The 26886-nt window shown below is 44.9% G+C and carries 24 protein-coding genes; 20 read left to right on the top strand and 4 right to left on the bottom strand.

From position 1 onward, the window contains the following. Window positions 1–63 precede the first annotated feature (63 nt). From gatC to gatB, 3 genes are read left to right on the top strand one after another with little or no spacing between them, the layout of a single operon-like run. Window positions 64–357 (top strand): Asp-tRNA(Asn)/Glu-tRNA(Gln) amidotransferase subunit GatC, encoded by a 294-nt coding sequence (gatC, locus tag G4407_RS10055; RefSeq protein WP_008373126.1) that lies wholly within the window; start codon window positions 64–66, stop codon window positions 355–357. Between the two features lie 12 nt (window positions 358–369). Next, window positions 370–1860, top strand: a complete 1491-nt coding sequence (gene gatA / locus G4407_RS10050) for an Asp-tRNA(Asn)/Glu-tRNA(Gln) amidotransferase subunit GatA (protein WP_173688793.1) — start codon at window positions 370–372, stop codon at window positions 1858–1860. Then, window positions 1861–3294, top strand: a complete 1434-nt coding sequence (gene gatB / locus G4407_RS10045) for an Asp-tRNA(Asn)/Glu-tRNA(Gln) amidotransferase subunit GatB (protein WP_173688792.1) — start codon at window positions 1861–1863, stop codon at window positions 3292–3294. Window positions 3295–3359: 65 nt separating this feature from the next. On the opposite strand, the gene G4407_RS10040 is transcribed toward gatB, so the two are convergent. The 4 genes from G4407_RS10040 to G4407_RS10025 all read right to left on the bottom strand — a co-directional run bounded on the left by G4407_RS10040 (window position 3360) and on the right by G4407_RS10025 (window position 6863). Then, a complete protein-coding gene (locus G4407_RS10040; RefSeq protein WP_173688791.1) occupies window positions 3360–4091 on the bottom strand; it encodes a phosphate ABC transporter ATP-binding protein in 732 nt (243 codons plus the stop codon). 1 nt (window position 4092) lies between these two features. Beyond that, window positions 4093–4926 (bottom strand): PstA family ABC transporter permease, encoded by an 834-nt coding sequence (locus tag G4407_RS10035; RefSeq protein ID WP_173688790.1) that lies wholly within the window; start codon window positions 4924–4926, stop codon window positions 4093–4095. Beyond that, the gene (gene pstC, locus G4407_RS10030; protein WP_173688789.1) at window positions 4916–5791 is read right to left on the bottom strand and encodes a phosphate ABC transporter permease subunit PstC; all 876 of its coding nucleotides are present in this window, start codon (window positions 5789–5791) and stop codon (window positions 4916–4918) included. The genes G4407_RS10035 and pstC overlap by 11 nt, the downstream gene beginning before the upstream one ends. Window positions 5792–5927: 136 nt before the next feature. Continuing rightward, window positions 5928–6863: a phosphate ABC transporter substrate-binding protein gene (locus G4407_RS10025; RefSeq protein ID WP_173688788.1), complete on the bottom strand. Its 936-nt coding sequence runs from the start codon at window positions 6861–6863 to the stop codon at window positions 5928–5930. Between the two features lie 276 nt (window positions 6864–7139). Here G4407_RS10025 and G4407_RS10020 point away from each other — a divergent pair, with 276 nt between their 5' ends. From G4407_RS10020 to G4407_RS09940, 17 genes are all read left to right on the top strand, one after another. Then, window positions 7140–9848, top strand: coding sequence for a DEAD/DEAH box helicase (locus tag G4407_RS10020; protein ID WP_243868821.1), 2709 nt, complete (start codon window positions 7140–7142; stop codon window positions 9846–9848). Further along, the gene (locus tag G4407_RS10015) at window positions 9841–11622 is read left to right on the top strand and encodes an ATP-dependent helicase (RefSeq protein ID WP_173688786.1); all 1782 of its coding nucleotides are present in this window, start codon (window positions 9841–9843) and stop codon (window positions 11620–11622) included. The genes G4407_RS10020 and G4407_RS10015 overlap by 8 nt, the downstream gene beginning before the upstream one ends. Window positions 11623–11826: 204 nt before the next feature. Continuing rightward, the gene (locus G4407_RS10010) at window positions 11827–12522 is read left to right on the top strand and encodes a DUF5058 family protein (protein WP_008373153.1); all 696 of its coding nucleotides are present in this window, start codon (window positions 11827–11829) and stop codon (window positions 12520–12522) included. Window positions 12523–12534: 12 nt separating this feature from the next. Beyond that, complete coding sequence (locus tag G4407_RS10005) at window positions 12535–13233, top strand: hypothetical protein (RefSeq protein WP_173688785.1); 699 nt, start codon at window positions 12535–12537, stop codon at window positions 13231–13233. 37 nt (window positions 13234–13270) lie between these two features. Then, entirely contained in the window at window positions 13271–14641 is a 1371-nt protein-coding gene (locus G4407_RS10000) for an amidohydrolase (protein WP_173688784.1), read from the top strand. A gap of 178 nt (window positions 14642–14819) precedes the next feature. Continuing rightward, entirely contained in the window at window positions 14820–16463 is a 1644-nt protein-coding gene (locus tag G4407_RS09995; protein WP_173688783.1) for a PucR family transcriptional regulator, read from the top strand. Between the two features lie 89 nt (window positions 16464–16552). After that, entirely contained in the window at window positions 16553–17242 is a 690-nt protein-coding gene (locus G4407_RS09990) for a GTP pyrophosphokinase (protein ID WP_173688782.1), read from the top strand. 140 nt (window positions 17243–17382) lie between these two features. Continuing rightward, entirely contained in the window at window positions 17383–18234 is an 852-nt protein-coding gene (locus G4407_RS09985; protein WP_173688781.1) for an energy-coupling factor transporter ATPase, read from the top strand. After that, window positions 18219–19082, top strand: a complete 864-nt coding sequence (locus G4407_RS09980) for an energy-coupling factor transporter ATPase (RefSeq protein WP_173688780.1) — start codon at window positions 18219–18221, stop codon at window positions 19080–19082. Before G4407_RS09985 ends, G4407_RS09980 begins: the two co-directional genes overlap by 16 nt. Further along, complete coding sequence (locus G4407_RS09975) at window positions 19079–19903, top strand: energy-coupling factor transporter transmembrane component T family protein (protein ID WP_173688779.1); 825 nt, start codon at window positions 19079–19081, stop codon at window positions 19901–19903. The genes G4407_RS09980 and G4407_RS09975 overlap by 4 nt, the downstream gene beginning before the upstream one ends. A gap of 11 nt (window positions 19904–19914) precedes the next feature. Further along, on the top strand, window positions 19915–20661 hold the full coding sequence (gene truA, locus G4407_RS09970) for a tRNA pseudouridine(38-40) synthase TruA (RefSeq protein ID WP_173688778.1): 747 nt from the start codon (window positions 19915–19917) through the stop codon (window positions 20659–20661). A gap of 248 nt (window positions 20662–20909) precedes the next feature. Then, entirely contained in the window at window positions 20910–21680 is a 771-nt protein-coding gene (locus G4407_RS09965) for an acyl-CoA dehydratase activase (RefSeq protein WP_173688777.1), read from the top strand. A 5-nt stretch (window positions 21681–21685) separates the two neighbouring features. Then, complete coding sequence (locus G4407_RS09960) at window positions 21686–22837, top strand: double-cubane-cluster-containing anaerobic reductase (protein ID WP_173688776.1); 1152 nt, start codon at window positions 21686–21688, stop codon at window positions 22835–22837. Beyond that, entirely contained in the window at window positions 22838–23371 is a 534-nt protein-coding gene (locus tag G4407_RS09955; protein ID WP_173688775.1) for a GNAT family N-acetyltransferase, read from the top strand. 179 nt (window positions 23372–23550) lie between these two features. Further along, a complete protein-coding gene (locus G4407_RS09950; RefSeq protein WP_173688774.1) occupies window positions 23551–24642 on the top strand; it encodes an FAD:protein FMN transferase in 1092 nt (363 codons plus the stop codon). 28 nt (window positions 24643–24670) lie between these two features. Continuing rightward, window positions 24671–26443 (top strand): FMN-binding protein, encoded by a 1773-nt coding sequence (locus G4407_RS09945; protein WP_173688773.1) that lies wholly within the window; start codon window positions 24671–24673, stop codon window positions 26441–26443. Between the two features lie 2 nt (window positions 26444–26445). Continuing rightward, window positions 26446–26880: an FMN-binding protein gene (locus G4407_RS09940; protein ID WP_173688772.1), complete on the top strand. Its 435-nt coding sequence runs from the start codon at window positions 26446–26448 to the stop codon at window positions 26878–26880. Window positions 26881–26886 lie beyond the last annotated feature (6 nt).

The raw sequence follows: 26886 nt of genomic DNA, 5'->3' as shown, positions 1-26886 counted from the left end.
AATTCCTTACTGGCTGTAAGGGATATTAACCATAAATATATTGTAGTAGGAAGGATAAGGACAATGGCAAATAAGATTTCGGATGAAACAATTGAGTACGTTGGAATTCTGGCGAAGCTGGAGCTTTCTGACGAAGAAAAAGAGCAGGCAAAGAAAGACATGGAAACCATGCTTGATTATATTGATACCCTGAATGAACTGGATACAGAAGGAATTGAACCGATGTCACATGTATTTCCGGTAAATAACGTATTCCGTGAGGATGTAGTGACTAATGGAGACAATCACGAGGCAATGCTGGCAAATGCGCCACAGCAGAAGGAACAGAGCTACAAAGTACCTAGAACATTCGCATAGGAGGAGACCAGGATGGATTTGAAAAGTCTTACAGCCGTTGAACTCGGAAAAAAGATTCAGGCAAAAGAGGTTACAGTAAAAGAAGCAGTGGAAGCGTGCTTTACACAGATAGATAAAGTAGAAAAAGAAGTAAACAGTTTTGTGTCACTTCAGAAAGAGGCAGCACTTAAAAGAGCAGAAGAGGTGCAGAAGCTGATCGATGATGGAACACTGACAGGACCGCTTGCGGGAGTACCGGTTGCGATCAAGGATAACATGTGTACGGAAGGTGTGACGACTACCTGCAGTTCAAAAATTCTGAGTAATTTTGTACCGACATTTTCAGCAGAAGCAGTTCTGAACCTGGAAAAAGCAGGTGCAGTTGTGATCGGAAAGACGAATATGGATGAATTTGCGATGGGAAGCACGACTGAAACTTCTTATTATGGAGAGACAAAGAATCCGTGGAATCTGGAGCATGTACCGGGTGGATCTTCCGGTGGCTCCTGTGCGGCAGTTGCGGCGCTGGAAGTACCATATGCTCTTGGATCTGACACCGGCGGATCGATCCGTCAGCCAAGTTCTTACTGCGGAATCGTTGGAATCAAGCCAACCTACGGAACGGTATCCCGTTATGGACTGATCGCCTACGGATCATCTCTTGACCAGATCGGACCGGTTGCTAGGGATGTAACCGACTGTGCGACGGTTCTTGAGACTATCGCATCCCATGATGCAAAAGACAGCACTTCTGTAGAACGTCAGGACACGGATTTTACAAGTGCGCTGGTAAACGATGTAAAAGGGATGAAGATTGGCATTCCAAAAGATTATTTTGGAGAAGGTCTGGACGAAGAAGTGAAAAAACCGATCCTGGAAGCTGCAGAGGTTCTGAAAAATGCAGGAGCTGAGATTGAAGAATTTGATCTTGGACTTGTAAAATATGCGATTCCGGCTTATTATGTCATCGCATCTGCTGAGGCAAGTTCCAACCTGTCACGATTTGACGGTGTCAAATACGGATATCGCACAAAGGATTATGAAGAACTGCACCAGATGTACAAAAAGACACGTTCGGAAGGCTTTGGACCGGAAGTAAAACGCCGTATCATGCTTGGTTCTTTCGTACTCAGTTCCGGATATTATGATGCATATTATCTGAAAGCACTCCGTACCAAAGCGTTGATCAAGAAGGCATTTGACAGCGCATTTGCAAAATACGATATGATCCTTGCTCCGGCAGCACCGACGACAGCACCGAAGCTTGGCTCTTCCTTAAGTGATCCGATCAAAATGTATCTGGGTGACATTTACACGATCTCCGTGAATCTGGCAGGTCTTCCGGGAATCAGTATCCCGGTTGGACAAGATGCAAAAGGTCTTCCGGTCGGAATGCAGCTCATTGGAGACTGTTTCCAGGAGAAGAAGCTTTTCCAGGCAGCTTATACTTATGAGTGCCTGACAGAGAAAAAATGGGTATCTATGTACGACAAAACAGAAGCAGCCGGAAAGGAGGAAGCGTAGATGTCAAGACAGTATGAAACCGTAATCGGACTGGAAGTTCATGTAGAACTGGCAACAAAGACAAAGATTTTCTGTGGATGCAGTACTGCATTCGGGGGTGCACCGAATACACATACCTGCCCGGTATGTACCGGTATGCCGGGCTCCCTTCCGGTATTAAATAAAAAAGTAGTAGAATATGCGATGGCAGTAGGACTTGCGACAAACTGTAAGATCACACAAGTGTGCAAATTCGACCGTAAGAACTATTTCTATCCGGATAACCCGCAGAACTATCAGATTTCACAGCTCTATCTGCCAATCGCGAGAGACGGTTATGTAGAGATTGAAGTCGGAGAGCAGAAGAAAAAAGTCCGTATCCATGAGATGCATATGGAAGAGGATGCCGGAAAGCTGATCCATGATGAGTGGGAAGACTGTTCACTGGTGGATTACAACCGAAGCGGTGTGCCGCTGATTGAGATCGTATCTGAGCCGGATATGCGTTCGGCAGATGAGGTTATTGCTTACCTGGAAAAACTGCGTATGATCTGTCAGTATCTTGGAGCGTCAGATTGTAAGCTTCAGGAAGGTTCTATGCGAGCAGATGTCAACCTTTCCATTCGGGAAGTAGGTGCTTCTGAGTTTGGAACCAGAACCGAGATGAAGAACCTGAATTCCTTTAAAGCAATTACACATGCGATCGAAGGAGAAAGACAGAGACAGATTGAACTCATCGAGGAAGGAAAGAAAGTTATCCAGGAAACCAGAAGATGGGATGATAACAAAGAGTATTCTTATGCAATGCGTTCCAAAGAGGATGCGCAGGATTACCGTTATTTCCCGGAACCGGATCTGGTACCGATCGTGATCAGTGATGAGTGGATCCAGAAGATCAAAGACCAGCAGCCGGAGCTGAGAAACGAAAAGCTTGCGCGCTATGAGAAAGATTATGACATTCCTCGTTATGATGCAGAGATCATTACCGGAACGAAGAAGATGGCTGATCTTTTTGAGGCGACCTGCGCAATCTGCAACAAGCCGAAAAAAGTATCGAACTGGCTGATGGTGGAAACCATGCGTCTGTTAAATGAAAACGGACAGGAGCCGGCAGATATTAAATTTTCACCGGAGAATCTTGCAAAACTGATCGAACTTGCAGACGCGGGAACCATCAACAGTTCTGTAGCAAAAGAGGTATTTGAAAAGGTATTCGCAGAGGATGTGGATCCGGAAAAATATGTAGAAGACCATGGACTGAAGACGGTCAATGACGAAGGTGCGCTTCGCACGCTCGCAGAAGAAGTGATTGCAAAGAATCCAAAAGCAGTGGAAGATTTCAAGGGCGGAAAAGAAAAAGCACTTGGAGCACTGGTTGGACAGATCATGAAGGCAATGAAAGGAAAAGCAAATCCGGGTATGGTTAATGAACTTCTCAGAGAGATGCTGAAATAAAAAATAGAAATAAAAAAATCGTCCGGTTATCAAGGAGTAAAATGTGATAATCGGACGTTTTTTTATTACATATACTGTATCTGTTCTTTCGCCGGTTCTGATGCCGGATTCGCAAAGAACTGTTCTTTTTCTGTCACTTCCAGCACTTTCCCCTGATCCATAAAGATCACCTGATCGGCAATTCGCTTTGCCTGAGCCAGATTGTGGGTGACAATAACAAAGGTATATTGTTTTTTTAATTCCAGAAGAGTCTCTTCGATCGCAATTGTATTTTTCATATCCAGTGCGGAGCACGGTTCGTCAAGAAGCAGGATTTCCGGATCGGCACAGAGGCTTCGTGCGATAGCAAGACGCTGTTTTTGTCCGCCGGATAATTTGAGGGCAGATTTTTTCAGCTGGTCTTTGACCTCATTGTAGAGCCTTGCTTTCTGTAAGGATTCAGTGATTTTTTCGGAAATCTCTTTTTTATCACGGACGCCGTGATATTTCAGCACGTAAGACAGATTTTTCTCAATGCTGTGTGGGAAAGCAATCGGCTGTTGGAAAACCATACCAATGCGCCTTCTGAGTTCTTCTTTCGGAAGAGATTTGATGTCGGTTCCCTCTAAAGTGATCGCCCCTGAGAGGTAGCCGCCTTCTTCCTCCACCATCCGGTTCAGGGATTTCAGAAAAGTGGTTTTTCCGCAGCCGGACTGTCCGACGATCGCTGTGATCTGTCCTTTGGGAATTGTCAGGCTGATTCCGTGAAGAATTTCATGTTTTCCAAATCCGCATTTTAGATTTTCTATATTCAGCATATCAGTTGTCCTTTCGTAGATAGGTGATAAATTTACATATTAACTGGATGATGAGCAGGAAGAGCATCAGCACAAATGCGGTTCCGTAAGCGTAATCCAGGGAAAATCCGTTGTTCACAAGGATATACAGATGATATGGAAGTGACATGAACGGATCAGAGAGCGAATGCGGAACATCAGCCTGCATGACAGCTCCGGTGTATAAAATCGGTGCAACGGCACCCATTCCGTATGCCATTCCGAGTGCAACGGTTCCTAGAAGTTCTACAAAGCAGGCAGGAAGGATCATTTTACGGAGGGCATATTCACGGGAAAGGCCGAGACTTAAGGAGGTCTTCATATATTCGCGTCCTTTTTCATCCAGGATCTTTTTGGCGCGGATCGCAACAAAAGGAATGATCATTGCTGCAACACACAGTGACGAACACAGAAGGCTGCGGCTAAGTCCAAAACGGTAGATCAGAAGCGTATATCCGACCAGCCCAAAAAGGATTGAGGGAATTCCGGAAAGTCCGGTGATCGCCATATTTACAAGTCCGGAAAATCGTTTTCCGGTGCTGTAAAATACAAGATAAATGGCAGCACCGATACCAAGGATACCGCCGATCAGTGCGGAAAGTGCGCCAAGGTAAATGGAACCCATCAGTGCCGGATAGATACCGCCTGCAGTTCCAAGTGGAACACCGGCAGGCTTGTCCAGAAGGAAGGACAGGCTAAATACTTTTTTCCCTTTCCAGAAGACATAAAGGAAAAGGAAGAGTGTGACAGCGATCACGCAAAGCCCGAGTATACTGAGAATCAGGCGTGTGAAAAATTTCTGCAGTTTAGTTCTCATGGGTGGCAAGCCTCCTTTTCAGAAGATAGCTGATACCGAGTACGATGAAAAGAATCACAAGCAGCACAGCATTTGCAACGTAAAGTACGGAGAGGTGAAGGCTTCCGTATTCAATACTTCCCATTTCCAGTGCGGTGAGGGCAGGAAGTGTCTGACCTCGTCCAAGGAGTTTGGGATAAATCGGAGAATTACCGATTACCATCATGACTGCCATTGTCTCGCCAAGTGCGCGGCCGAACGCCATCATTGCACCAGCAATGATTCCCGGACGGATTGCCGGAAGAATAAAATGCAGCAGGGTAAATTCTCTGGAGAATCCAAGTGTGATCGCACTGAACTCGTAAGTCTTCCGTGCAGTCTGCAGGGATTCATGACAGGTGGAAATAACGAATGGTAAAAGCATGATCCCAAGCACGATCCCGGCTGCCAGGATACACTGACCGGCTGCCATATGGAGATGGGTGGCAAAGGTTTTTACAAGAACCGTAAGTCCGATGAATCCGAAGATGACGGACGGGATTCCTGCAACCAGATCGATGAACGCAAGGAATACGGATGCCATCTTTTTCGGAAGGTAATAGTCCAGAAAGCAGGCACAGGCAACGCCGAAGATGAGTGCGAGGACAACTGCGATCGCTGAGACATAAAGGGTACCGGCAATCGCCGGTAAAAGTCCGTACTGCGGTTTCTGACTGACCGGATGCCATTCAGTGGAAGGCAGGACCATTTTGATCCCAAGCTGTGAAAAGGCAGGAATACTTTCTTTCACAATATGGATCAGCATGACTGCCATCAGTGCCGTTACGAGAAAGGCAGCCAGATAAATGATTCCTTTGCTGAATTTATCTGAAAGTTTCTTAAACATAGTAAATCCTTTCTATGTATGATGCAGGACAGACAGTGCTGTCCGGATACAAATCAAAATTTATCCCTGGGATTAACCAGCGACATATAGCAAGAAAAAGGGGTGTGTCTTTGCACACCCCTTTCATATCAGAAGATTATTTCATAGGAATGAATCCCATATCTTCTACAGTTTTCTGTCCTTCATCACCAAGAACGTAATCAAGGAAAGCCTGCTGTACATCTGTCGGATCACCAGAACCTACAAGAAGAAGTGGTCTCTGGATGATGTAAGATCCATCAAGAATGTTTTCTTTTGTTGCAGCAACACCGTTTACTTTCAGCGGAGTTACTTTTCCTTCGTTCTGGTTAGCAACACCAAATGAAGCATATCCGATTGCATACTGGTTATCAATGATATCCTGAACAAGTTCACCCATAGAAGAAGCCTGGATTGCATCAGCTTTTACTTCTGTGTCGCCCATGATATTCTTCTGGAATACTTCATGAGCTCCACCGTTGATATCACGTGTAATAACAACAACTTCTTCGTCAGGAAGAGATGAGTCAAGATCTTTCCATGTAGCATATTCACCGGAGAAAAGTCCTACGATCTGTTCGGTTGTAAGATCATCAAGAATATCATTTACCGGATTAGCCGGGTTTACTGCGATCGTCAGAGCATCGATACCAACCTGATATTCTTTTTCGTCTTTGATTGCTTCTTTTTCTTCATCCTTTACGCTTCTTGCAACCATACCAAATGTTGCAGTTCCGTCGATAACGGCTTTGGTTCCCTGTCCGGATCCGCCTGCTGAAACGTAGATTGCGATATCTTCTTTTGGAAGAGATGAATCATATGCATCCCATGTTCCATAAGTATCAAAGAATGTAGTAGCCATAGAAGTGATAACCGGTGCTAAAGTAGAAGATCCGTTGAATAAGATCTGATTGCTGTCAGAATCAGCAGATGCTTCTGTCTTTGTTTCTTCTTTTTTGCTGTCAGCAGAATCTGACTTGCTGCTTCCGCATCCTACTGCCATAGATGATACCATAGCAAGTGTAAGAGCGATTGATAAAAATCTCTTTTTCATTGTATGTATTCCTCCCTGAATAAAATTTACATATCTAAAATAAAAATTTAACATTCTTTTAATAAAATGTATGTTGCATGGACAACATTTTCTATAGATAATCTGCATGATTGATATAGAAAGTATCTATACACTAAATATCTATGGAAGGAATGGGAAAGCCATGCTATACTATACATACGAATATGTGTTTGGTTTTTATTCTACGGGAACTTCCTGTGAAATAAAAGGTATTGCGTGCCATAGGTGCACATTTTTAAAATTATGGAGGAATTCATGACGGAAGAAATTAAAAAGCTGATCATTTATACAAGGAAAATGAAGAAAAGGGAGCCGTTGTACCGGAACTACCCGGAGGAGTTCCGGGAAGAAATCCGGGGATATCTGGAAAGCAACCATATTTCCAGACTTTATGCACATCAGGTGGAAATGTTCGAAAAGGTCAGATCCGGAGAAAATGTAGTGATCACCACATCAACTGCAAGTGGAAAGACGCTTGCCTTTCTGCTTCCGGTATTGCAGGAAATTCTGGAAGATCCGCTGACACGTGCGATTTTTATTTACCCGACGAAGGCACTGGCAAGTGACCAGTACCGCGCGATGCAGCCGATTTTGAAATTTTTCGGAGAGGGAAGGGTTTCTGCAGGCGTGTACGATGGAGATACCAAACCTGCCGAGCGGACAAGGATCCGCAAGGGTGCAAATATTATCCTGACCAATCCGGAGATGCTGAACTCGGCATTCCTTCCGAATCACAGCAATTACGGGTTTGACGCGATTTTTGCAAATTTACGATATGTAGTGATCGATGAGCTTCATTCCTACCGCGGTGCTTTCGGAGCACATCTGGCAAATATTTTCCGGAGAATGCACCGGATCTGCCGGTATTACCATTCGAATCCGCATTTTCTGTGCAGCTCCGCGACGATCGCCAATCCGGTAGAGCTTGCCGAAAAGATCTGTGGAAGCGGATTTACGCTGATTGACCGGGATGGATCGCCGGCACCGGAGAAGGAATACTGTATTATCCAGCCGCCGGAGATCAAGGGGAATAATGATAAAGTATACGGAAGGATTGCGGCGTCAAACGTGGCAGCCGGACTGATACCGGAGCTGGTGGAAGAGGATCATCATTTTATCACCTTTGGACGATCCAGAAGAAATGTAGAAGTTATTCTAAAAGAAGCAAAGGATAAATTAGATGCTGCCGGATTTCTTGGAATGGCGCGGGTGGGCGGCAAGAATCCGGCAGATCTGATCGCAGGATACCGTGGCGGTTATACCCCGCTGGAGCGAAAAGAGATTGAGCGGAAGATGACGGAGGGAGAACTGGCCGGGCTGGTATCGACGAATGCACTGGAGCTTGGGATCGACATCGGAAAGCTGGATGCAACTGTGATCGTCGGTTATCCGGGGACAAGGGCGTCCTTCTGGCAACAGAGTGGACGTGCCGGACGAAGCGGCAGTGCCTGTGTCAATTATCTGATACTGGAAAATGAACCGTTTGACCAGTACATTGCCATCGATCCGGAATGGCTGTTCTCAAGAGAAAGTGAAAATGCGATCGTGGATCCGGACAATCTTCTGATCGAGCTTGCACATCTGCGCGCAGCGGCTGCTGAGATGCCACTTTCACTGGGTGATATTGCGCTTTTTCCGGATCTTGGAGAAATGATCCCGGTGCTTTTAAGCGCCGGAGAAGTAAAAAGCCTTGCCGGAAGATTTGCCTGGGCGGGACCTGCATTTCCGGCAGGGGATTATAGTCTGCGTAATATGGACAAGACCAGGTTCAAGCTGCTCGCGCAGGAGGACGGACATGAGATTACGGAGATGGACGAATCCCAGGCATACCATGAGATCCATCCGGGTGCTGTGTATATGCATGATGGTGCATCCTATGAGATCACGAAGATGGATCTGGTCAGCCGGACAGCTTACGCCATTCCGTTTACAGGGGATTATTATACGGTACCGGCAGGACAGGAAGAGACGCGGATCCTGCAGGTATTTCAGGAGGAAGCCTATAAGCGGACGGATATCCGTTTTGGAGATATCAATGTCAATGAGATCATTGCCATGTATAAAAAATTACAGTTCCATAACCATCAGAATCTTGGATATGTAACACTGACGCAGCCACTTCAGAAAGATTATGATACGGAAAGTACCTGGATCACGATGCCTGAGAATGTTGTTAAAGTTTACCGTAGTCTTCTGCAACCGAACCGCATGGGAGAGCTGGTGCTGAACAATCATTTCGACGGAATGCAGTATGCAATCAAAAACGCGGCGATGATGGTGACAATGACGGAGCGTGACGATATTGATGTGACAATGTCCAATAATGCGACCATTCCGGATGAATTCCGGGAAGAAAAGGTTTCTCTTTTTATTTATGACAAATACGAGGGAGGGCTTGGTTATTCGGAAAAGATCTATGATCTGATTCCGGAGATTCTGGCGAGTGCAGTCAAAATGGTCAGCGGCTGTCCATGTGAGGATGGCTGCCCGGCATGTGTGGGAGATTATAATCTGGATAAGAAGATAGTACTCTGGGGACTGGAGAATCTTCTGGAAGAGAGTGAAGCGCCGGTTTATCTGAAAAAGAATATCAAAGAACCACAGCCTGTGATCCGGAAAGAGTTTTCTTTCTTTAATTTGCCGGATGAATGGGATAAAGTCTGCTATGCCGTGGTTAAGAATGGGGAAGCCGGAGGGCAGTTCTTGAAGACGATCCGCAAGGTAAGTACAGAAGGACACAAGCTGATCCTGACGATGGAAAATGAATTTTATGCGAAGTGGCTGATGGAGCCGGATAATCTGCAAAGTCTGGCGAATACCCTGCGGTATCATGTGATCTGTCCGGCTGATATGCAGATCAGGGTAAGATTTGAAGCAAAGATGGACGAGCAGGAAAAAAAGGAACAGCAAAAGAAGAGGAACCGTTTAAAAAGGCGATATGATGAGAAACTTGGAAATGAATAACATAGAAGAAACAAGAACCCTGAATCCCTATCAGAAAGAGGCAGTACTGGATGAGAATCCGGCATGTCTGGTAAATGCAAATGTAGGAAGCGGAAAGACGACGGTGCTGATTGAAAAGGTGCGGTATCTGCATGAAAAAAAACAGATTCCATACGAGAAAATGGCAGTGCTTACTTTTACCAATAAAGCAGCGGATGAGATTGTAGAGCGTCTTTCCAGGAAAGAAGCAGAACTGACAGAAGAAGAACTTTGGGGATTCGGAACTTTTCACAGTGTTGCACTGCGGATTCTGCGAAGATTTCTGCCGGAAAAGACAGAGGAGGGAGCAGAAGCAGGAGAATGGAACCGGGAATTTACCGTTATCACACCGGAAGATGAAATGGAAATGGTGCTTGCCATCGCGAAAGAAGGCGGTTATAAGATCAAATACCAGAACCGTCTGAAAAAGCGGATGGAAGAGGATTATGCAGCATACCGCAGAGGAAGAACACAAGGAAAATACAAAGATGATTTGTTTAAAATTTTTCCGCTTCTTGATAAAGAAAAAAGACAGGAAAATAAAATGTCTTTTGCCGATCTTCTAAAAGAGGGTACGCGGGTGGCAAAAGAGAAGGAAGAGGAGCTGGATCTTAAGTGGATCATTGTCGACGAGGTGCAGGACAGTGACGAAAAGCAGCTGGAATTTCTGGAGGCATTAAAAGGTGAGCAGACCAGATTCTTTGCCGTTGGTGATCCAAATCAGGTAATCTACAGCTGGAGAGGAACCGGGCCGAATATGTTTTTTCTGATCAAGCACAAGTTCGGAGCAAAAGAATTATCCCTGCCGGTCAATTACCGTTCCAGTGAAGTGATCCTGGAAGCAGCTAACCGTTTTCTGCAGTTTGGTGGGAAGATTGAAGGAAGTGCAGGCAGGGGAGAGAAGATTCTGGTAAGGAATCATTACGACTCATTTATTGAGGCGGAATATCTGACTGAGCGAATCCGGGAGCTTCATGCGCAGGGATTTGCTTACCGGGAAATCGCGGTTTTCTACCGGGTGCAGAAGCAGGCAGAGATTCTGGAAAAAGTATTTGAAAGGGCAGGGCTTCCATTTGTGCTCCCGGCAAAACGGAAAGAGGATGAAGATCCGGTTCCGGAAAAGCCGCATATGATCCGGGAACATTTTGCACAAGAGAGGATTGAGCAGTCTGCAAGCGAACAGGCTGAGGAGCATGAACAGTTGCCGGAAGAAAAGACAGTGGAAGAAGATGCAGTCCAGCTCATGACACTGCATGCTTCAAAAGGTCTGGAATTTGATTATGTATTTATTATAGGAATGAACCAGGGACTGATTCCACTGCGTTGCAAGAGTATGGAACAGGAAGAAGAGGAACGTCGTCTGTTTTTTGTAGGACTTACTCGTGCGAGAAGGAATCTGGAACTTTCCTATTATACCAATCCGACGATTCCGGGAACCTTTGAGACACCAAGCAATTATCTGCGGATGTTGCCGGAAGAACTGCTTGACTGGGAAGAAAAGCCGGGAAGTGAGTCGCGGAAAGCGAATTTGCAGAAGCTGCGGAAAGAGACGCGGGAGATGATCAGGGAGAAAAAGCAGGAGGAAGAAGAGCAGAAAGAAGCACAGAAGCCAAAGAAAAAAGGCAGACATCCGAAGTACGGGGAAGGCGAGATTATTTCTGAGGATGAGATGATGATTGAGCTGGAATTTCCGGGATATGGAAAAAAACAATTTCTGAAAGCATTTGGCGAAGTGGAAGTTTTGAAAGGCTTATAGAGAATGGCAATACAAATTGCTTACTGAAAGACTTTATCGATAAAATATTTTTTCATGAAAGGGCATATGGAAGTGAATATTTCTTCACCTCCATATGCCCTTTCATGAAAAAGTGAAGATTTATTCATAGAATTATCGCGATAATTTTATTATAATTTCAATAAATTTTATGAATATTTTATTTATTTCTAAGGAGGTAGCAATATGGATGCTATGAAAATCGCCAACAGTATACCGATGTGGATCGCCTGTGGAATCCCGGTAATACTCGTTATCGCACAGGCCCTGATCTTTGCAAAAAAATCTTATTCGGCAGGAAAGAAGATCGGACTTACGGAAAAGCAGATGAAGAACGCGATCAAGAGCAGCGCGATCACTTCCATTGGACCATCTATTGTAATCTTAAGCGGAATGCTTTCCCTTCTGATCACTGTAGGAGGACCGATGGCGTGGATGAGACTTTCCCTGATCGGTTCGGTTATGTTTGAATCTATCGCAGCAGGTTTTGGTACTGCATCAGTTGGTGTACAGCTTGGAGCAGATACACTGACACCACTGGCACTTGATATGGCAGTATGGACCATGATCCTTGGATCGATCGGATGGATCATCTTTGCAACAATTTCTGCAAGCCGTATGGACAAGGTACAGCACAAAATTTCAGGTGGAGATCCGGCAAAACTGATGGCAATTTCAAGTGCGGCTATCATTGGTGCATTTAGTTCAATGTCATCTTCTCATCTGATCAAGCTGAATAAAAACTCAGTTGCCTGCGTACTCGGAGCTGTATTTATGGCAATACTTTTAACTATTTCAGAAAAAAAGAATATCAAGTGGCTGAAAGAATGGAATCTTACGATCTCAATTCTGGCAGCAATGATCATCACAGCTGTGATTTAAGGAGGAACGAACATGGAAAATAAAGGTTTTTATGAAGGCGAATATATGCCGCAGATGCATAAGATCGGTAAACTTACCGGATTTCTTGGAGCGATATTATCGTTCTTACCGGCACTTGTACTTGCAGTTGTTTATGGACTTCTTCCGAAACCGGCAGCACTTGCTACTGCATTCATTTCAGCAGCCAGCGCATTCGGATTCCTCTGGATCGTAGAGCCGATCTCTTACTTTACCGTACTTGGCCCGGTAGGTACATATATGGCATTCATGTCAGGAAATATTTCCAACATGAGAGTTCCTTGTGCCGGTATGGCACAGGTTGCAGCAGAAGTTGAACCAGGAACAGAAAAAGGTTCGATCATTTCAGTAATCGGTATGGCGACATCCATCGTCATCAACGTATCTGTGCTGACGATCGGAGTTATCCTCGGAAGCTCTGTACTTTCAGCAATGCCGGCAAGTGTGACAGAGGCATTGAATTATCTGCTTCCGGCACTGTTTGGTGCCCTGCTTATGCAGTTTGGACTGAAAAGAATCAAATTTGCAGGTGGTATGCTTGCATTTGCAATTCTCATCGGTATTGCAATCAACGCAGGTCTTTTCAACTGGCTTCCGGGAGCAGCAAACTATCTGACAACTCTTGCGAGTGTATTCGTAGCAATCGGTGTAACACTTGCAACCTATGGAAAGAAAAAAGAAGCCGGAAAGTAAGAATGGTGTATAATTAGGTGGAAAAGGAGAGGTAGATATGACGAAAAAAGAGATGCTTGGGCAGATGGAGGAGCTTAAGTCTACCTGCGTGGACATCTGCACTAATTTATGGAATAATCCTGAGACTGGCGGGAATGAGCAGAAGTCAGCGGATATGATCCGTGAGCTTCTTCATCACGAAGGTTTTGTAATTGTAAATGAAGAACATCTTCCACATGCATTTTATGCAGAGTACGGAAGTGGCAAACCGGTGATCGCAGTGCTTGGGGAATATGATGCACTTCCGGGACTTTCACAGAAATGCCAGATTACAAAAGAGCCGGTAACACCGGGGGCAGCAGGACATGGCTGTGGACACAACCTTCTGGGAGCAGGAGCTGTGACAGGTGCGATCATGATCAAACGGTTTCTTGAGCAGGAAGGAATTCCGGGAACCTTAAGATTCTATGGATGCCCGGAAGAAGAATTGTTAAGTGGAAAAGTAAAAATGGCATATTATCATATGTTTGATGGATGCGATATGGCACTGAGCTGGCACCCGATGTCTGCAAACATGATTTATGATGAAGGATATCTGGCTAGTGCATCTGCGAAGTTTTATTTCAAAGGAAAAACTTCACATGCAGCATTTGCACCGGAAAGAGGGCGGAGTGCACTTGACGCAGTGGAACTTATGAGTGTAGGCGCCAACTATTTAAGAGAGCATGTAGTTGACAAGGCAAGAATCCACTATACTACAGACAGTGGCGGATTTTCACCGAATATCGTGCCGGATAAAGCAAGCGCATGGTATTTTACAAGGGCTCCGCACATCAGTGATGTAAAAGATATTCTCCGCAGACTGACACTTATAGCAAAAGGTGCTGCAATGATGACAGAGACGGAGGTTGATACCAGGATTGAATATGGCTGCTGCGATATGGTCAGTGAAAAATCATTTGCAGATCTGACATGGAAGAACCTTCAGGAGGTCGGAACACCAACTTATACGGAAGAGGAAATGGAATTTGCAAGGCAGCTACAGGCTACCGTTGATCCGGCGATCAAAGACAGAGATCAGAGAATGTATGAAGCAAAAGAAAAGGCATTAGCAGATGGCGTTGTTTCCAGAAACGCCTGGGAAAAAGCACCGCTTACTGCTTCTTCGGACAGTGGAGATGTGAGCCAGATGATGCCGATGAACCTCTTTACCGCAGTTTGCTGGCCGGTTGGTGTTGCACCGCATACCTGGCAGAGCTGTGCATCTGCTGGAAGTACGATTGGACAGAAGGGTGCATTTTACGCAGCGAAAGTCATTGCGGCAACAGCATATGACCTGTATACACAGCCGGAACTGCGAAAAGAAATTCAGGACGAATTCGATGCGCAGGACAGAGAACCATATGCACCGATGTATGACGGTGAATAAGAACAAGAAAAAGTAAAGAAAAAAGGTCCCGGAGCCGTAAGGTTTCCGGGATTTTTATGAGGAAAAAAAGTAAGTGTGTGACTGGATTTGACAAGAATTTTCATGAATGTTACACTGAGAAAATAGGAGAAAAACAGACTGTTCGAGGGGGATAAGTGCAGTCAGGCAGGAGACAAAAATGGGTATCGCAATACAGGAATTATTATCGCAGGACTATTTTAAGGAGTTTTACGTTCTGGCGGGGGCAAAGGGACTGCACCGTGAGATCCAGGGGATCACAGTTATGGAGGCACCGGATGCATTTCACTGGACGAAAGGGAAGGAACTGGTACTTTCATCAGGGTACGTTATTGCAAAGGAACCAGATTGTATTGAAAAAGCGTTCCGGGAGGGAAGTGTCCAGAAATCGGCGGGAATGATGATCAAAAGAGAACGGTATCTGGAGAAGATACCGGAGGAGATACTGAGGCTTTTTGATCAGTATGAGGTGCCCCTTATCTCCATGCCGTTTTCAGCACCATGGATGGAAGTGATGAGCCAGATTAATACTGCTGTGCTGAACCGGACCATACGCAGGCTGCGGATCAATACCAGTCATATGACATTTCAGATGTCGAATTTTTCATATAAAGAGCAGAAGATCAAGCGGATCCTGCAGGCGATGGAGGCTGAGATGGGGTTCCCGGCATTTTTATATGATTTTGTAGAAGAAGAGGCGTATTACAGTTCGATGAATTTTCAGAAGATAGCGAAAGGATTCGGACTTGAAACAGAGGATTTCTGGGAGCCGTCAATGCCGTATACCCGGCATACACTTTGTGATTATATGGACATGGTGAGATACCGTCTTGTGAATCAGAGTCACCAGGAGGGACCGAGAATCAGCTGGATACGGATCCCGATTTCTGTAAATGGAAGTGTACAGGCGTATTTTGCCGTGATGGAAGCGCGGGAATTCCTGGATTATTATGATGAGTACAGTATCCGGATTGCCTATCTGATGCTGCAGGGATTATATGAGCAGATCGTAGCGGCACAGAACATGGGAAATATCGGATTTGAGAACTTTGTGTTATACGCTTTGAGTGCAACGGAAGATGATACACAGAAGATGATGTTTCAGGCGAATGTACAGGGGATTTCCATGAGTACAAAATACAGGTATGTATTGTTCCGGCGTGCGGACAATCAGGAAGAACTTCCAAACCGGAGAAAAGAGATCCTTGAGGCTTACCGGAAAAGCAGTCTGATCAAATATGCCAGAATCGCAATGATCGGAGAAAATGTGGGAATTCTTTTTTTGGAAGACAGAGAAGAAGACTGGGAGAAAGGTCATATCCTTGCACTTCTGGAAGAATTCCGGAGAAGAGTTCTGAAGAGCTGTCCGGAGACGGCACTGGAATTTGGTTATTCACTGGATGCCGCTTCTCTTGGGCATATCCGTCAGAGCATAGAGAAATGCCAGAAAGCACTGAATATGGGGAAAATGATTTATCCAAGCCTTTTTGCATGGGAGTATTCTCAGCTTGGTGCACTTGCATGGCTGGATATTCCGGAAGAAGAGCTTACTCATATGCTCTCGGCTTACAGTGTGCTCCTGAAAGATGAAAAGAATATCGAGCTTTTAAAGACTTTAAAAGTATATCTGGAAAATAATATGAACTACAGCGCAACGGCTGAGAAATTATATGTACATATCAATACGATCAGGAAGAGGATCGACAAGGTAAACGAACTTCTGCAGATTGACTGGAGCGATAATATTGCACGGCTGAATGCAGAGCTTTTACTGCGCTTTTTGAATCTGGAAGAAAAAATTTAACATTTCTTTGAACAGGAATTGATGATTTTCAGGGTAAAAGATGATACAATGTATATTGTGTGAAAAAAAAGACAAAGAGGGAGATGCCTATGCCAAAGAAACAGAAGGCAAAGATAAAGCAGAAAAATAAATGCCCTGAAAAGCTGATCCGGACAGAAGCTGCAAAAGAGATTGCAGAGATAGACTGTTCACTTCAGAATCAGAAGTATCAGCTCAGATGCAGAGCTGCAATCGATCTTCTTACAGCAAAGCTGAATATGATAAATGCAGATCTTTCGCGCAAGAAACGCCATGTTGTGATCAACCAGATCAGCAGCAGAGTGAAGACGGCAGAGAGTATTTATACAAAACTGATCAGGAAAGGTCTGGAGCCGGATTTTGACACGGCAAGAGCAGAACTGAAGGATCTGATCGGGATTCGTGTGGTCTGTCCATTTGAAGATGAAGTGTACGAGGTTGCAGATCGTCTGAAAGCGCAGGGAGATGTACAGATCATCCGGGAGAAAGATTATATTAAGAATCCCAAAAAGAACGGATACAAAAGTCTGCACCTGATTGTGGAGGTCCCAATTTATTCATCCAAAGGACCACTGAAGGAAAAGGTGGAGATCCAGCTCCGTACGGTGGCAATGGATTACTGGTCTGTGCTTAAGTACCAGTTATTTTATAAGAAGACAGAGAATGAAGAGGTTGCAAAGGAATTAAAAACCTATGCAGATGAAATTTCTGAGCTGGATGCAAAAATGCTGAAACTCAGGGATAAGATTGAAAAAATGTAGTAGAAACACAGGAAAAGAATGTGCGAAGGCGCATTCTTTTTTTGATACAATCAGGAAATCAATTGCATAGGCATTCCAGTTAGGTTATAATCTAGTACAGTATGGACAGATAAATTACAGAATGGATATGAGGAAATACCATGAAAATGATCAAGACAGATAAACTTGTATTTGAATATGCAAAGCGTGACGAAGAAGGTAATGTTATAGGGAAAAGCCGCGCTATTGATGAGGTATCGCTGGATATCGAGCCGGGACAGTTTATTGCAATCCTGGGGCATAATGGCTCTGGGAAGTCTACACTTGCAAAGCATATGAATGCTCTGCTGGTTCCGTCTGACGGAACTATGTGGGTAGACGGAATGGACACGAAGGAAGATGAGCATCTGTGGGATGTACGTCAGAGCGCCGGAATGGTATTCCAGAATCCGGATAACCAGATCATCGGAACAGTCGTTGAGGAAGATGTAGGATTTGGCCCGGAGAATCTGGGCGTGCCGACAGAGGAGATCTGGCAGAGAGTGGAAGACAGCCTGAAAGCGGTTGGGATGATTGAATACCGTCACCATTCACCGAATAAATTATCCGGTGGGCAAAAGCAGAGGGTTGCGATCGCCGGTGTCATGGCAATGCGTCCAAAGTGTATTGTACTGGATGAGCCAACTGCGATGCTGGATCCGAACGGAAGAAAAGAAGTACTTCGAAGTGTGATGGAGCTGAGAAAAAGAGAACACATTACAGTGATTCTGATCACTCATTATATGGAAGAGGTTGTAGATGCAGACCACGTATTCGTAATGGATCATGGTCATGTGGTAATGCAGGGAACACCGAGAGAAATCTTTTCACAGGTGGATACGTTAAAGCACTACAGACTGGATGTGCCGCAGGTGACGATTCTTGCTGACGAGCTGAGAAAAAGAGGACTTGATATTCCGGCGGGAGTTTTGAAGAAGGAAGAATTGGTGGAGATATTATGTCGATTAAATTAGAACATATCAATTATGTATACAGTGAAGGAACCGCATATGAAAAGCATGCGCTGAAGGATGTGTCTCTGGAAATCCCGCACGGTGAATTTGTCGGGATCATTGGTCACACCGGCTCCGGTAAATCGACACTGATCCAGCACCTGAACGGACTGATCAAGGCGACAAGCGGAGCACTTTATTACAACGGAGAGAATATTTACGGAGAAAACTATAACTTACGTGAGCTGAGAAATCAAGTCGGGCTGGTATTCCAGTATCCGGAGCATCAGCTTTTTGAGGTCAATGTACTTCAGGATGTCTGTTTTGGACCGAAGAATCAGGGACTTTCACCGGAAGAATGTGAAAAGCGGGCAAGAGAGGCATTGCAGCTTGTTGGTCTCAAAGAAAAATATTACGATCATTCCCCGTTTGATCTGTCAGGCGGACAGAAACGGCGTGCAGCAATCGCCGGGGTACTGGCAATGCGTCCGAAGGTACTGGTTCTGGATGAACCGACTGCAGGACTGGATCCGAAGGGAAGAGATGAGATCCTGGATCAGATTGCCTATCTGCACGAAAAAGCAGACATGACTGTCATTTTAGTTTCCCACAGTATGGAAGATATTGCAAAATATGTGGATCGTATTATTGTGATGAATAAAGGCAGTGTCATGTTTAATGATGTGCCAAAGAAAGTGTTTGCACACTACAAAGAACTGGAAAGTGTGGGACTTGCAGCACCACAGGTAACGTACATCATGCATGCGCTGAAGGAAAAGGGAATGGATGTTCCGACAGATGCAACCACGATAGAAGAAGCAGCGGATGGCATTATGAAAGCACTGAAGAAGGAGAGGGCAGCCAAATGATTCGAGACATAACGATTGGACAATATTATCCGGCTGACAGCCGTATCCATAAGCTGGATCCGCGTGTGAAGATTGTATGCACACTGCTGTATCTGATTTCTCTTTTTACATTTAAAAGTATTTTGGGATATGTACTTGCGACTGTGTTCCTGTTTGGATGCATCAAGCTGTCAAAAGTACCGTTCAAGTTCATCGTCAGAGGACTGAAGCCGATCGTCATTCTGCTTCTGATCACAGTAGGATTCAACTTATTTCTGACACCGGGCGGAGAGACACTGGTCCATGTAGGTTTTATCAAGATCACGGAGTACGGCTTAAGCACAGCGGTTTATATGGCGATCCGGCTGATCTATCTGATCATGGGATCCTCACTTATGACACTGACAACTACACCGAATTCACTGACAGACGGACTGGAGAAGCTCCTTAACCCGTTGAATAAGCTCCATGTACCGGTACATGAGATTTCGATGATGATGTCGATCGCACTTCGTTTTATTCCGATCCTTCTGGAGGAGACGGATAAGATCATGAAGGCACAGATTGCCAGAGGTGCGGATATGGAAAGTGGAAATCTGATCCAGAAGGCAAAGGCAATGATTCCGATCCTGGTTCCGCTTTTTGTATCCGCATTCCGTCGTGCCAATGATCTTGCAATGGCAATGGAAGCAAGATGTTACCGTGGCGGTGACGGTAGAACCAAGATGAAACCTCTGATCTATAAGAGTACAGACCATGTGGCGTATCTGATCACGATCCTGTATGTGGTGGCAGCATTTGTTGTCGGAAGATATGTTCCGTTTAAACTGTGGATCTTTTAAGGAGCTGTGGGATGAGAAGAATCAGATTAACCGTAGCTTATGATGGAACAAATTATTGTGGCTGGCAGATCCAGCCAAATGGAATTACGATCGAGGAAGTTCTGAATAAGGCAATCTGTAAGCTCACCGGAGAAGAGATCCAGGTGATCGGGGCGAGCCGGACGGATTCCGGGGTTCACGCAAGGGGAAATATTGCGGTATTTGACACCGAAAGCCGGATTCCGGCGGAGCGCTTTTCCTACGCACTGAATCAGCGGCTGCCGAAGGACATTGTAGTCGTGAGATCAGATGAAGTGGACCTTACCTGGCATCCACGTTATCAGGATACTCTGAAAACCTATGAATATCACATCATCAATACGAAAGTGCCGATTCCGACAGAGAGGCTTTATAATTACTTTGTAAGTTTTGATCTGGACGTGGAGCAGATGAGGCGCGGAGCGGCTTATCTGGTAGGAGAACACGATTTTGCACCATTTTGCTGTATCCGTACGAATGCAAAGACAACGGTGCGGACAATCACGGATTTGCAGATTCTGCAAAGCGGAGAGCATATTACGATTCGGATTACGGGAAATGGATTTTTGTATAACATGGTGCGCATCATAGCCGGGGTACTGGTGCGTGTCGGAAGAGGATTTTACGAACCGGAAAAGGTAAAGGAACTTTTGGAAGGCGGAGAAAGAACCAGGGAAGCGGTCACAGCACCGCCGCAGGGACTCTGCCTGATGGAAATCAGCTATCAGAATAAAGAATAGTGCATGAGTCTGCTTTTTAGGCAGGCTCATTTTTTTAACATGAAATTCCAAATAGAAGGTACTACATATCGGAGGAATTTTTACAATAGAAAAACCCTATAGAGGAGTTAATCTATTCGGATAAACAATAAGTAAAACAGGCAGTTTTATTGAAGAAATATTGTGAAAATGTTATCCTAATAATCAGAGGCATTTTGGAAAAACAGCATAGAAACAGGATGTCATTAAAGAGAGAAAAGGGAAGAAATATGAATTATGTAGGAATTGATATCGGATCAACAGCATCCAAGGTTGTTGTTGAAGGAGATAAGAAAGAACATTTCGTACTGCCGACAGGATGGAGCAGCAAAGAAACTTGTGAAAAGATCAAGAATAAGCTGCTTGAGATGGGGGTAGATGTTACCTCAGATGAGACAAAGGTAGTTGCTACAGGATATGGAAGAATCGCAGTTGATTTTGCAGATCATGTAATTACTGAGATTACCTGCCATGCCAGAGGTGGTCGTGAACTTGCAGGGGGGGACTGTTCAATCATTGATGTGGGAGGACAGGATACGAAGGTGATCGTTGTACAGAATGGAATGGTAGCCGATTTCCAGATGAATGATAAATGTTCGGCGGGAACCGGAAAGTTTCTGGAAATCATGGCGAACCGCCTGGGTGTTACGATCAATGAATTATTTGATATGGCGGCAGCAGGAGAAGTTATTCCGATCAGTTCACTTTGTACGGTATTTGCCGAATCTGAGGTGATCAACTATATCGGAGAAGGAAAAAAGCGTGAAGATATTGCGGCCGGAGTGGTAGATTCTGTTGCCAATAAAGTAGTGCAGCTTGCGCAGAAAAAGGAACTTGGAGACAGAGTGATCCTGACCGGAGGACTCAGTCACAGCATTTATTTCACAGGAATCCTGTCAGACAAGCTGGATCAGAAAGTGGAATCAGAAGAGTTTGGCCGTTTTGCGGGGGCATACGGGGCAGCACTTCTTGCCAGAGAAAAGAAAGACAGAAGGAGATAATGAAGATGGAACTGATTAAAGATTTGCCAGAGGTATTTGAAGAATTTGCGGAGCAGAGGCAGAAATCATTTTTGGCTGTTAAGGAGCTGAAAGAAAAAGGTGTTCCGGTTGTGGGATCTTACTGTACATATTTCCCGAAAGAGATTGCAATGGCGATGGGAGCAGGATGTGTAAGCCTTTGCTCGACTTCGGACGAGACGATTCCGGAGGCAGAAAAGGATCTTCCGAAGAATCTCTGTCCGCTGATCAAATCAAGTTATGGATTTGCAAAGACAGACAAATGTCCATTCTTCTATTTCTCAGACGTAGTAGTTGGGGAAACAACCTGCGATGGAAAGAAGAAGATGTATGAATATATGTCAGAGTTCAAAGATGTATTTGTCATGGAACTTCCGAATAGCCAGAGAGAACCGGGACTTCAGCTCTGGAAAGGCGAGATCATCCGTTTCAAGGAATATCTGGAACAGAAATTTGGCGTGACGATCACGGAAGAGCAGATCCGTGAAGCTGTAAAGACAGAGAATAAAGCACGTCAGTCCTTAAAGAAGCTTTATGAAGTAATGAAACATGATCCGGCTCCGATCAAAGGACAGGATCTGTTCAAAGTTCTGTACGGAAGCACCTTCAAATTTGACCGTTCCCTGATCCCGGGCGAAGTGGATGCTCTTACTGCGAAGATTGAAAAAGAATATGCAGAAGGCAAGATGGAAGAGAAGAAACCGCGTATTCTGATCACAGGATGTCCGATCGGAGGAGCAACAGAAAAAGTGATCCGTGCGGTAGAGGACAATGGCGGTATTGTTGTAACTTTTGAGAACTGCAGTGGTGCCAAATCTATTGACAAGATGGTGGATGAGGATGCCGAAGATATTTACGATGCAATCGCAAGAAGATATCTCAGCATCGGATGTTCGGTTATGACACCGAATCCGAATCGTCTGGAGCTTCTTGGAAGACTGATCGATGAATATCAGGTAGACGGTGTAGTGGATATGATCCTTCAGGCGTGTCATACTTACAATGTGGAGACTAATACGATCCGTAAGTTTGTAACAGGTGAAAAGGGAATTCCGTATATCAGTGTGGAAACTGATTACTCTCAGGCAGACATCGGACAGCTGAACACCAGACTTGCTGCGTTTGTTGAGATGCTGTAAATGAAGAGTATGACGAAGAAAAATGCGTTTCAGTTCCGCAGGGCGAATGAGGAGGATCTTCCTGAAATTTGCCGTATGGTAAAGCTTGCAGGAAAAATTGTTCCTGTGAAGGAATGGTTTGAGGCAGAGGACGAAAGATTTCTTGCAAAGCATATCTGTGAGGAAGGATTTACCCTGCTGGCAAAGAAGGATGGACAGACAGCGGCGATAATGATTGTCCGTATCCCGGGAATGGCAGAGGATAACCTGGGAGAATATCTGAAGATTTCCCGGGAAGAAATGGAAAGGGTTGCGCATCTGGAGATCGCAGTTGTAGAACCGGAGTATCAGGGATATGGTCTGCAATATGAGCTTTTCTGCCAGGCAGAAGAAATCGTAAAAAATAAGCAGATGCGGTATCTGATGGCAACAGTTCATCCGGATAATATATACAGTTTTCGCAATATGGAAAAGCTTGGAATGAAGGCAGTTCTTGAGACAAAGAAATATGGCGGGAAACGAAGATATGTCATGAGTAAAACATTAGAATACTAGAAAAAGAGCGAAAGGGCTTGCAGAAAGTGTAATGAAACATTTTTTGTAAGCTCTTTTTGTGTATCCCAAAAAGAAGTAAAATGAGAAATTTTCTTAACTGATAATTTCAATATTGACATACTAACTAATAATAATATAAACTATTCTAAGTTAGAACATACAAACAAAGAGGAAACAAAATGAAATTCAGAAATATGATCATTGCGGTCTGTCTGTGTGTATCTGTATTTGCAGGCGGATGCGGTCAAAGTGGACAGGATACGACAAAGAGTATAAAAAGTGAAAGTACAGCCAGTTCGAAAGAGAGTACGGAGCAGACTTCTACGGATACCGAGGCGTCGAAAGACATTTTTGCAATGGACACTTATATGACAGTGACTGCATATGGAGAAAAAGCACAGGAGGCAGTGGATGCTGCTGAGGCAGAGATTAAAAGACTGGATGCACTTTTATCGACGGGAAATGCAGACAGCGAGATTGCAAAACTGAATGAACAGAAAAGTGCAACACTTTCAGAAGATGGAGGATATCTTGTGAAGCGCGCACTGGAACTGAATAAGGAAACGGATGGGGCATTTGATATCGCAATTTATCCGGTTATGGAGGCGTGGGGATTTCCGACACAGAATTTCCGTGTGCCATCAGCTGACGAACTGACAGGGCTTCTGAAGCATGTGGATGCAGCGAAGATCTCATACGATAAGGATACGAGAGAACTCTCTTTTGAAGATGACCAGATGAAAATCGACCTCGGAGGAATTGCAAAAGGCTATACTTCTTCGCGGATTATGGATATTTTCAAAGAAAGCGGGATTACAAGTGGTCTGGTAAATCTGGGTGGAAATGTACAGGCACTCGGAACCAAGACAGACGGAAGCGACTGGCGGGTTGCGGTACAGAGTCCGGACGACACGGAGGATTATCTGGGAGTTTTATCCATTCGGGATAAAGCGGTGATCACATCCGGTGGATATGAACGCTATTTTGAACAAGATGGTATGACCTATCATCACATTATTGATCCGAAGACCGGATATCCGGCAGAGAACGGACTGGTATCTGTCACGATCGTAAGCTCGGACGGAACCCTTGCAGACGGACTTTCTACCTCGCTTTTTATCATGGGAGAAGAAAAAGCGGCAGAGTTCTGGAAGGCGCACAGCGATGAGTTTGAGGCGATCCTTGCGACAGATGATGGAACGATTTATGTGACAGAAGGTCTGAAAGACAGCTTTACAACGGATCTTGGCATGAAGGTTATTATGAAATAATTTGCATGAAATGAGAGGATAATGAGAGATGGACATCAAAGAAACCGGTAAAAAATTAAAACCGTTTGCACCCGTTCTTTCAGTTGCACTGGTTACGGCGTGCGTGGCAGGCTCCTTAAGCGGATATGAAGCGCCGGTCTATGCAGCGACGCAGGAAGAAACACCGGTAAAAAAAGAAGAGACAAAAGAGAAGAAAGAAGAAAAAAAGACAGCAGCCAAAGGTTCGTTTGATCTGGAGGACGGTGTGTATAAAGGAACCGGAACCGGGTACGCAGGAGATATTACGGTATCGGTACAGATCAAGGATAAGCAGATCGTTTCGATTGACATTCTGAGTTCTTCCGATGATGCGGCATTTTTCTCGCGGGCAAAAGCGGTGATCGACAAGATCATTGAAGGACAGACACTGGATGTGGATACTGTATCGGGAGCAACTTTCAGTTCCAGAGGAATCATCAGTGCGGTGAAAAATGCGCTGACCGGGGAAAAGGATAACAGCACGACAGGACAGGCACAGTCCGGCCAGACAGCGGCGGCAGCAGGAAGTTCGACCAGTGTGGCAAAAGTAGAGGATGCGGCAGCATATAAGGATGGAACCTACTACGGTTCAGGAACCGGATTTGGCGGTCCGCTGAAGGTTATGGTAGAAATCAGCGGAGGAAAGATTGCATCGATCCAGATTGTGGAGAACAGTGACGGAAGCGATTACATTTCCAAAGCAGCTTCTCTGATAGATTCTATCATCGCAAAGCAGAGCACCAATGTGGATACGGTGTCCGGGGCAACCTACAGTTCGGTCGGAATTATTCAGGCAGTGCGGGATGCACTGGGCCAGGCGGCGGTAAATGGTACATCAGATACTTCACAGAATAACAATAACAACAACAGTAATAACAATGGTTCATCAGACAACAATAATTCTACCGTAACCGGAACCGTTCCGTACAAGGAAGGAATCTATTACGGAACAGCAGAAGGCTACAGCGGGGATGTATCCGTTGCAGTCGTGATCCAGGAAAAGACGATCAAAGCGATCCTGATCACAGAAAGCTCCGATGATGAGGCGTTCTTCAATCGGGCAATGGATGTTGTGAAGAAAGTGATCAAGACACAGAAGACAGACGATGTAGATACCGTGTCAGGAGCAACCTACAGCTCCAAAGGACTGTTAAATGCAATCAAGAATGCACTGAAACAGGCTGAGAAAGTGACAAATGGAGAATCCATTGATGAGAAGCCGGATGTGACAGAGTTAGAAGAACTGATCGAGAAAGCTGAGAAGCTGGAAGAGGATGCATACACAGAGGCAAGCTGGGCAGTTCTTCAGACAAGACTTGCGGATGCAAAAGAAGCTCTGGAGGAAACGAAACAGACTGCGGTTGACAAAGCAGCAGAAAAGCTGAAAAAGGCAATCGCACAGCTTGAATCGAAGGATGGAAAAGACGAGGAAAATACGAAGTATTTCAGTGGAACCTATGAAGTGACCGTACCTTGTGAACCAGATGAAGACGAAGATTTTGAAGGATATAATCTGACGATGTCAGTGACGATCCGTGATGATAAGATTGTAGCGATTACAGATATTACAGGTGATGGTGCAAGCGACAATGACAGATATATCTTGAAAGCAGCAAATGGTACGTCAAGCATAAAAGGCGTGGTATCTCAGATCATAGAAAAAGGAATGTCGGAGGACATCGATACTGTTTCCCACGCAACCTGCTCTTCCAATGCAATCCTGGAAGGATGCAAAAAAGTACTGAAAGCAGCAGAAAGACCGACAGATACGGAGGCTGAATAACAATGAGAGAATTCTGGGTAAGACTGGTAAGTATGCTTGCAATCGTGGGGGTTCTTCTGGGATACAATTCGGTGCTGGATGCGCGCGCGAAAGAAGATGAGATTGCCCGGCTTTCCGCACAGGTTGTCGGAAACGGACAATCAGATAGCGAAAATGGAGATTCCACAAATTACAAGGACGGAACCTATACCGGGGAAGCCGATGGATTTGGTGGAACGATCCAGGTAGAAGTAAAGATTGAGAAAAGCAAGATCGCAGAAATCAATGTGGTATCTGCGGAAAAAGAAGACGGAGCATACCTTTCCATGGCGAAAGATATTATTCCGAAGATCATCGATGCACAGAGCGCGGATGTAGATACGATTAGCGGTGCGACATTCAGCTCGACCGGAATCAAAAACGCATCGGAGCAGGCGCTGGAAAAGGCGGTAAAGTAACGTGAA

This window comes from Allocoprococcus comes (assembly GCF_013300725.1).
Lineage (GTDB): Bacteria > Bacillota > Clostridia > Lachnospirales > Lachnospiraceae > Allocoprococcus > Allocoprococcus comes_A.
Note: the sequence above shows the minus strand (reverse complement) of the source record. Positions and strands in the feature narration are given on the sequence as shown.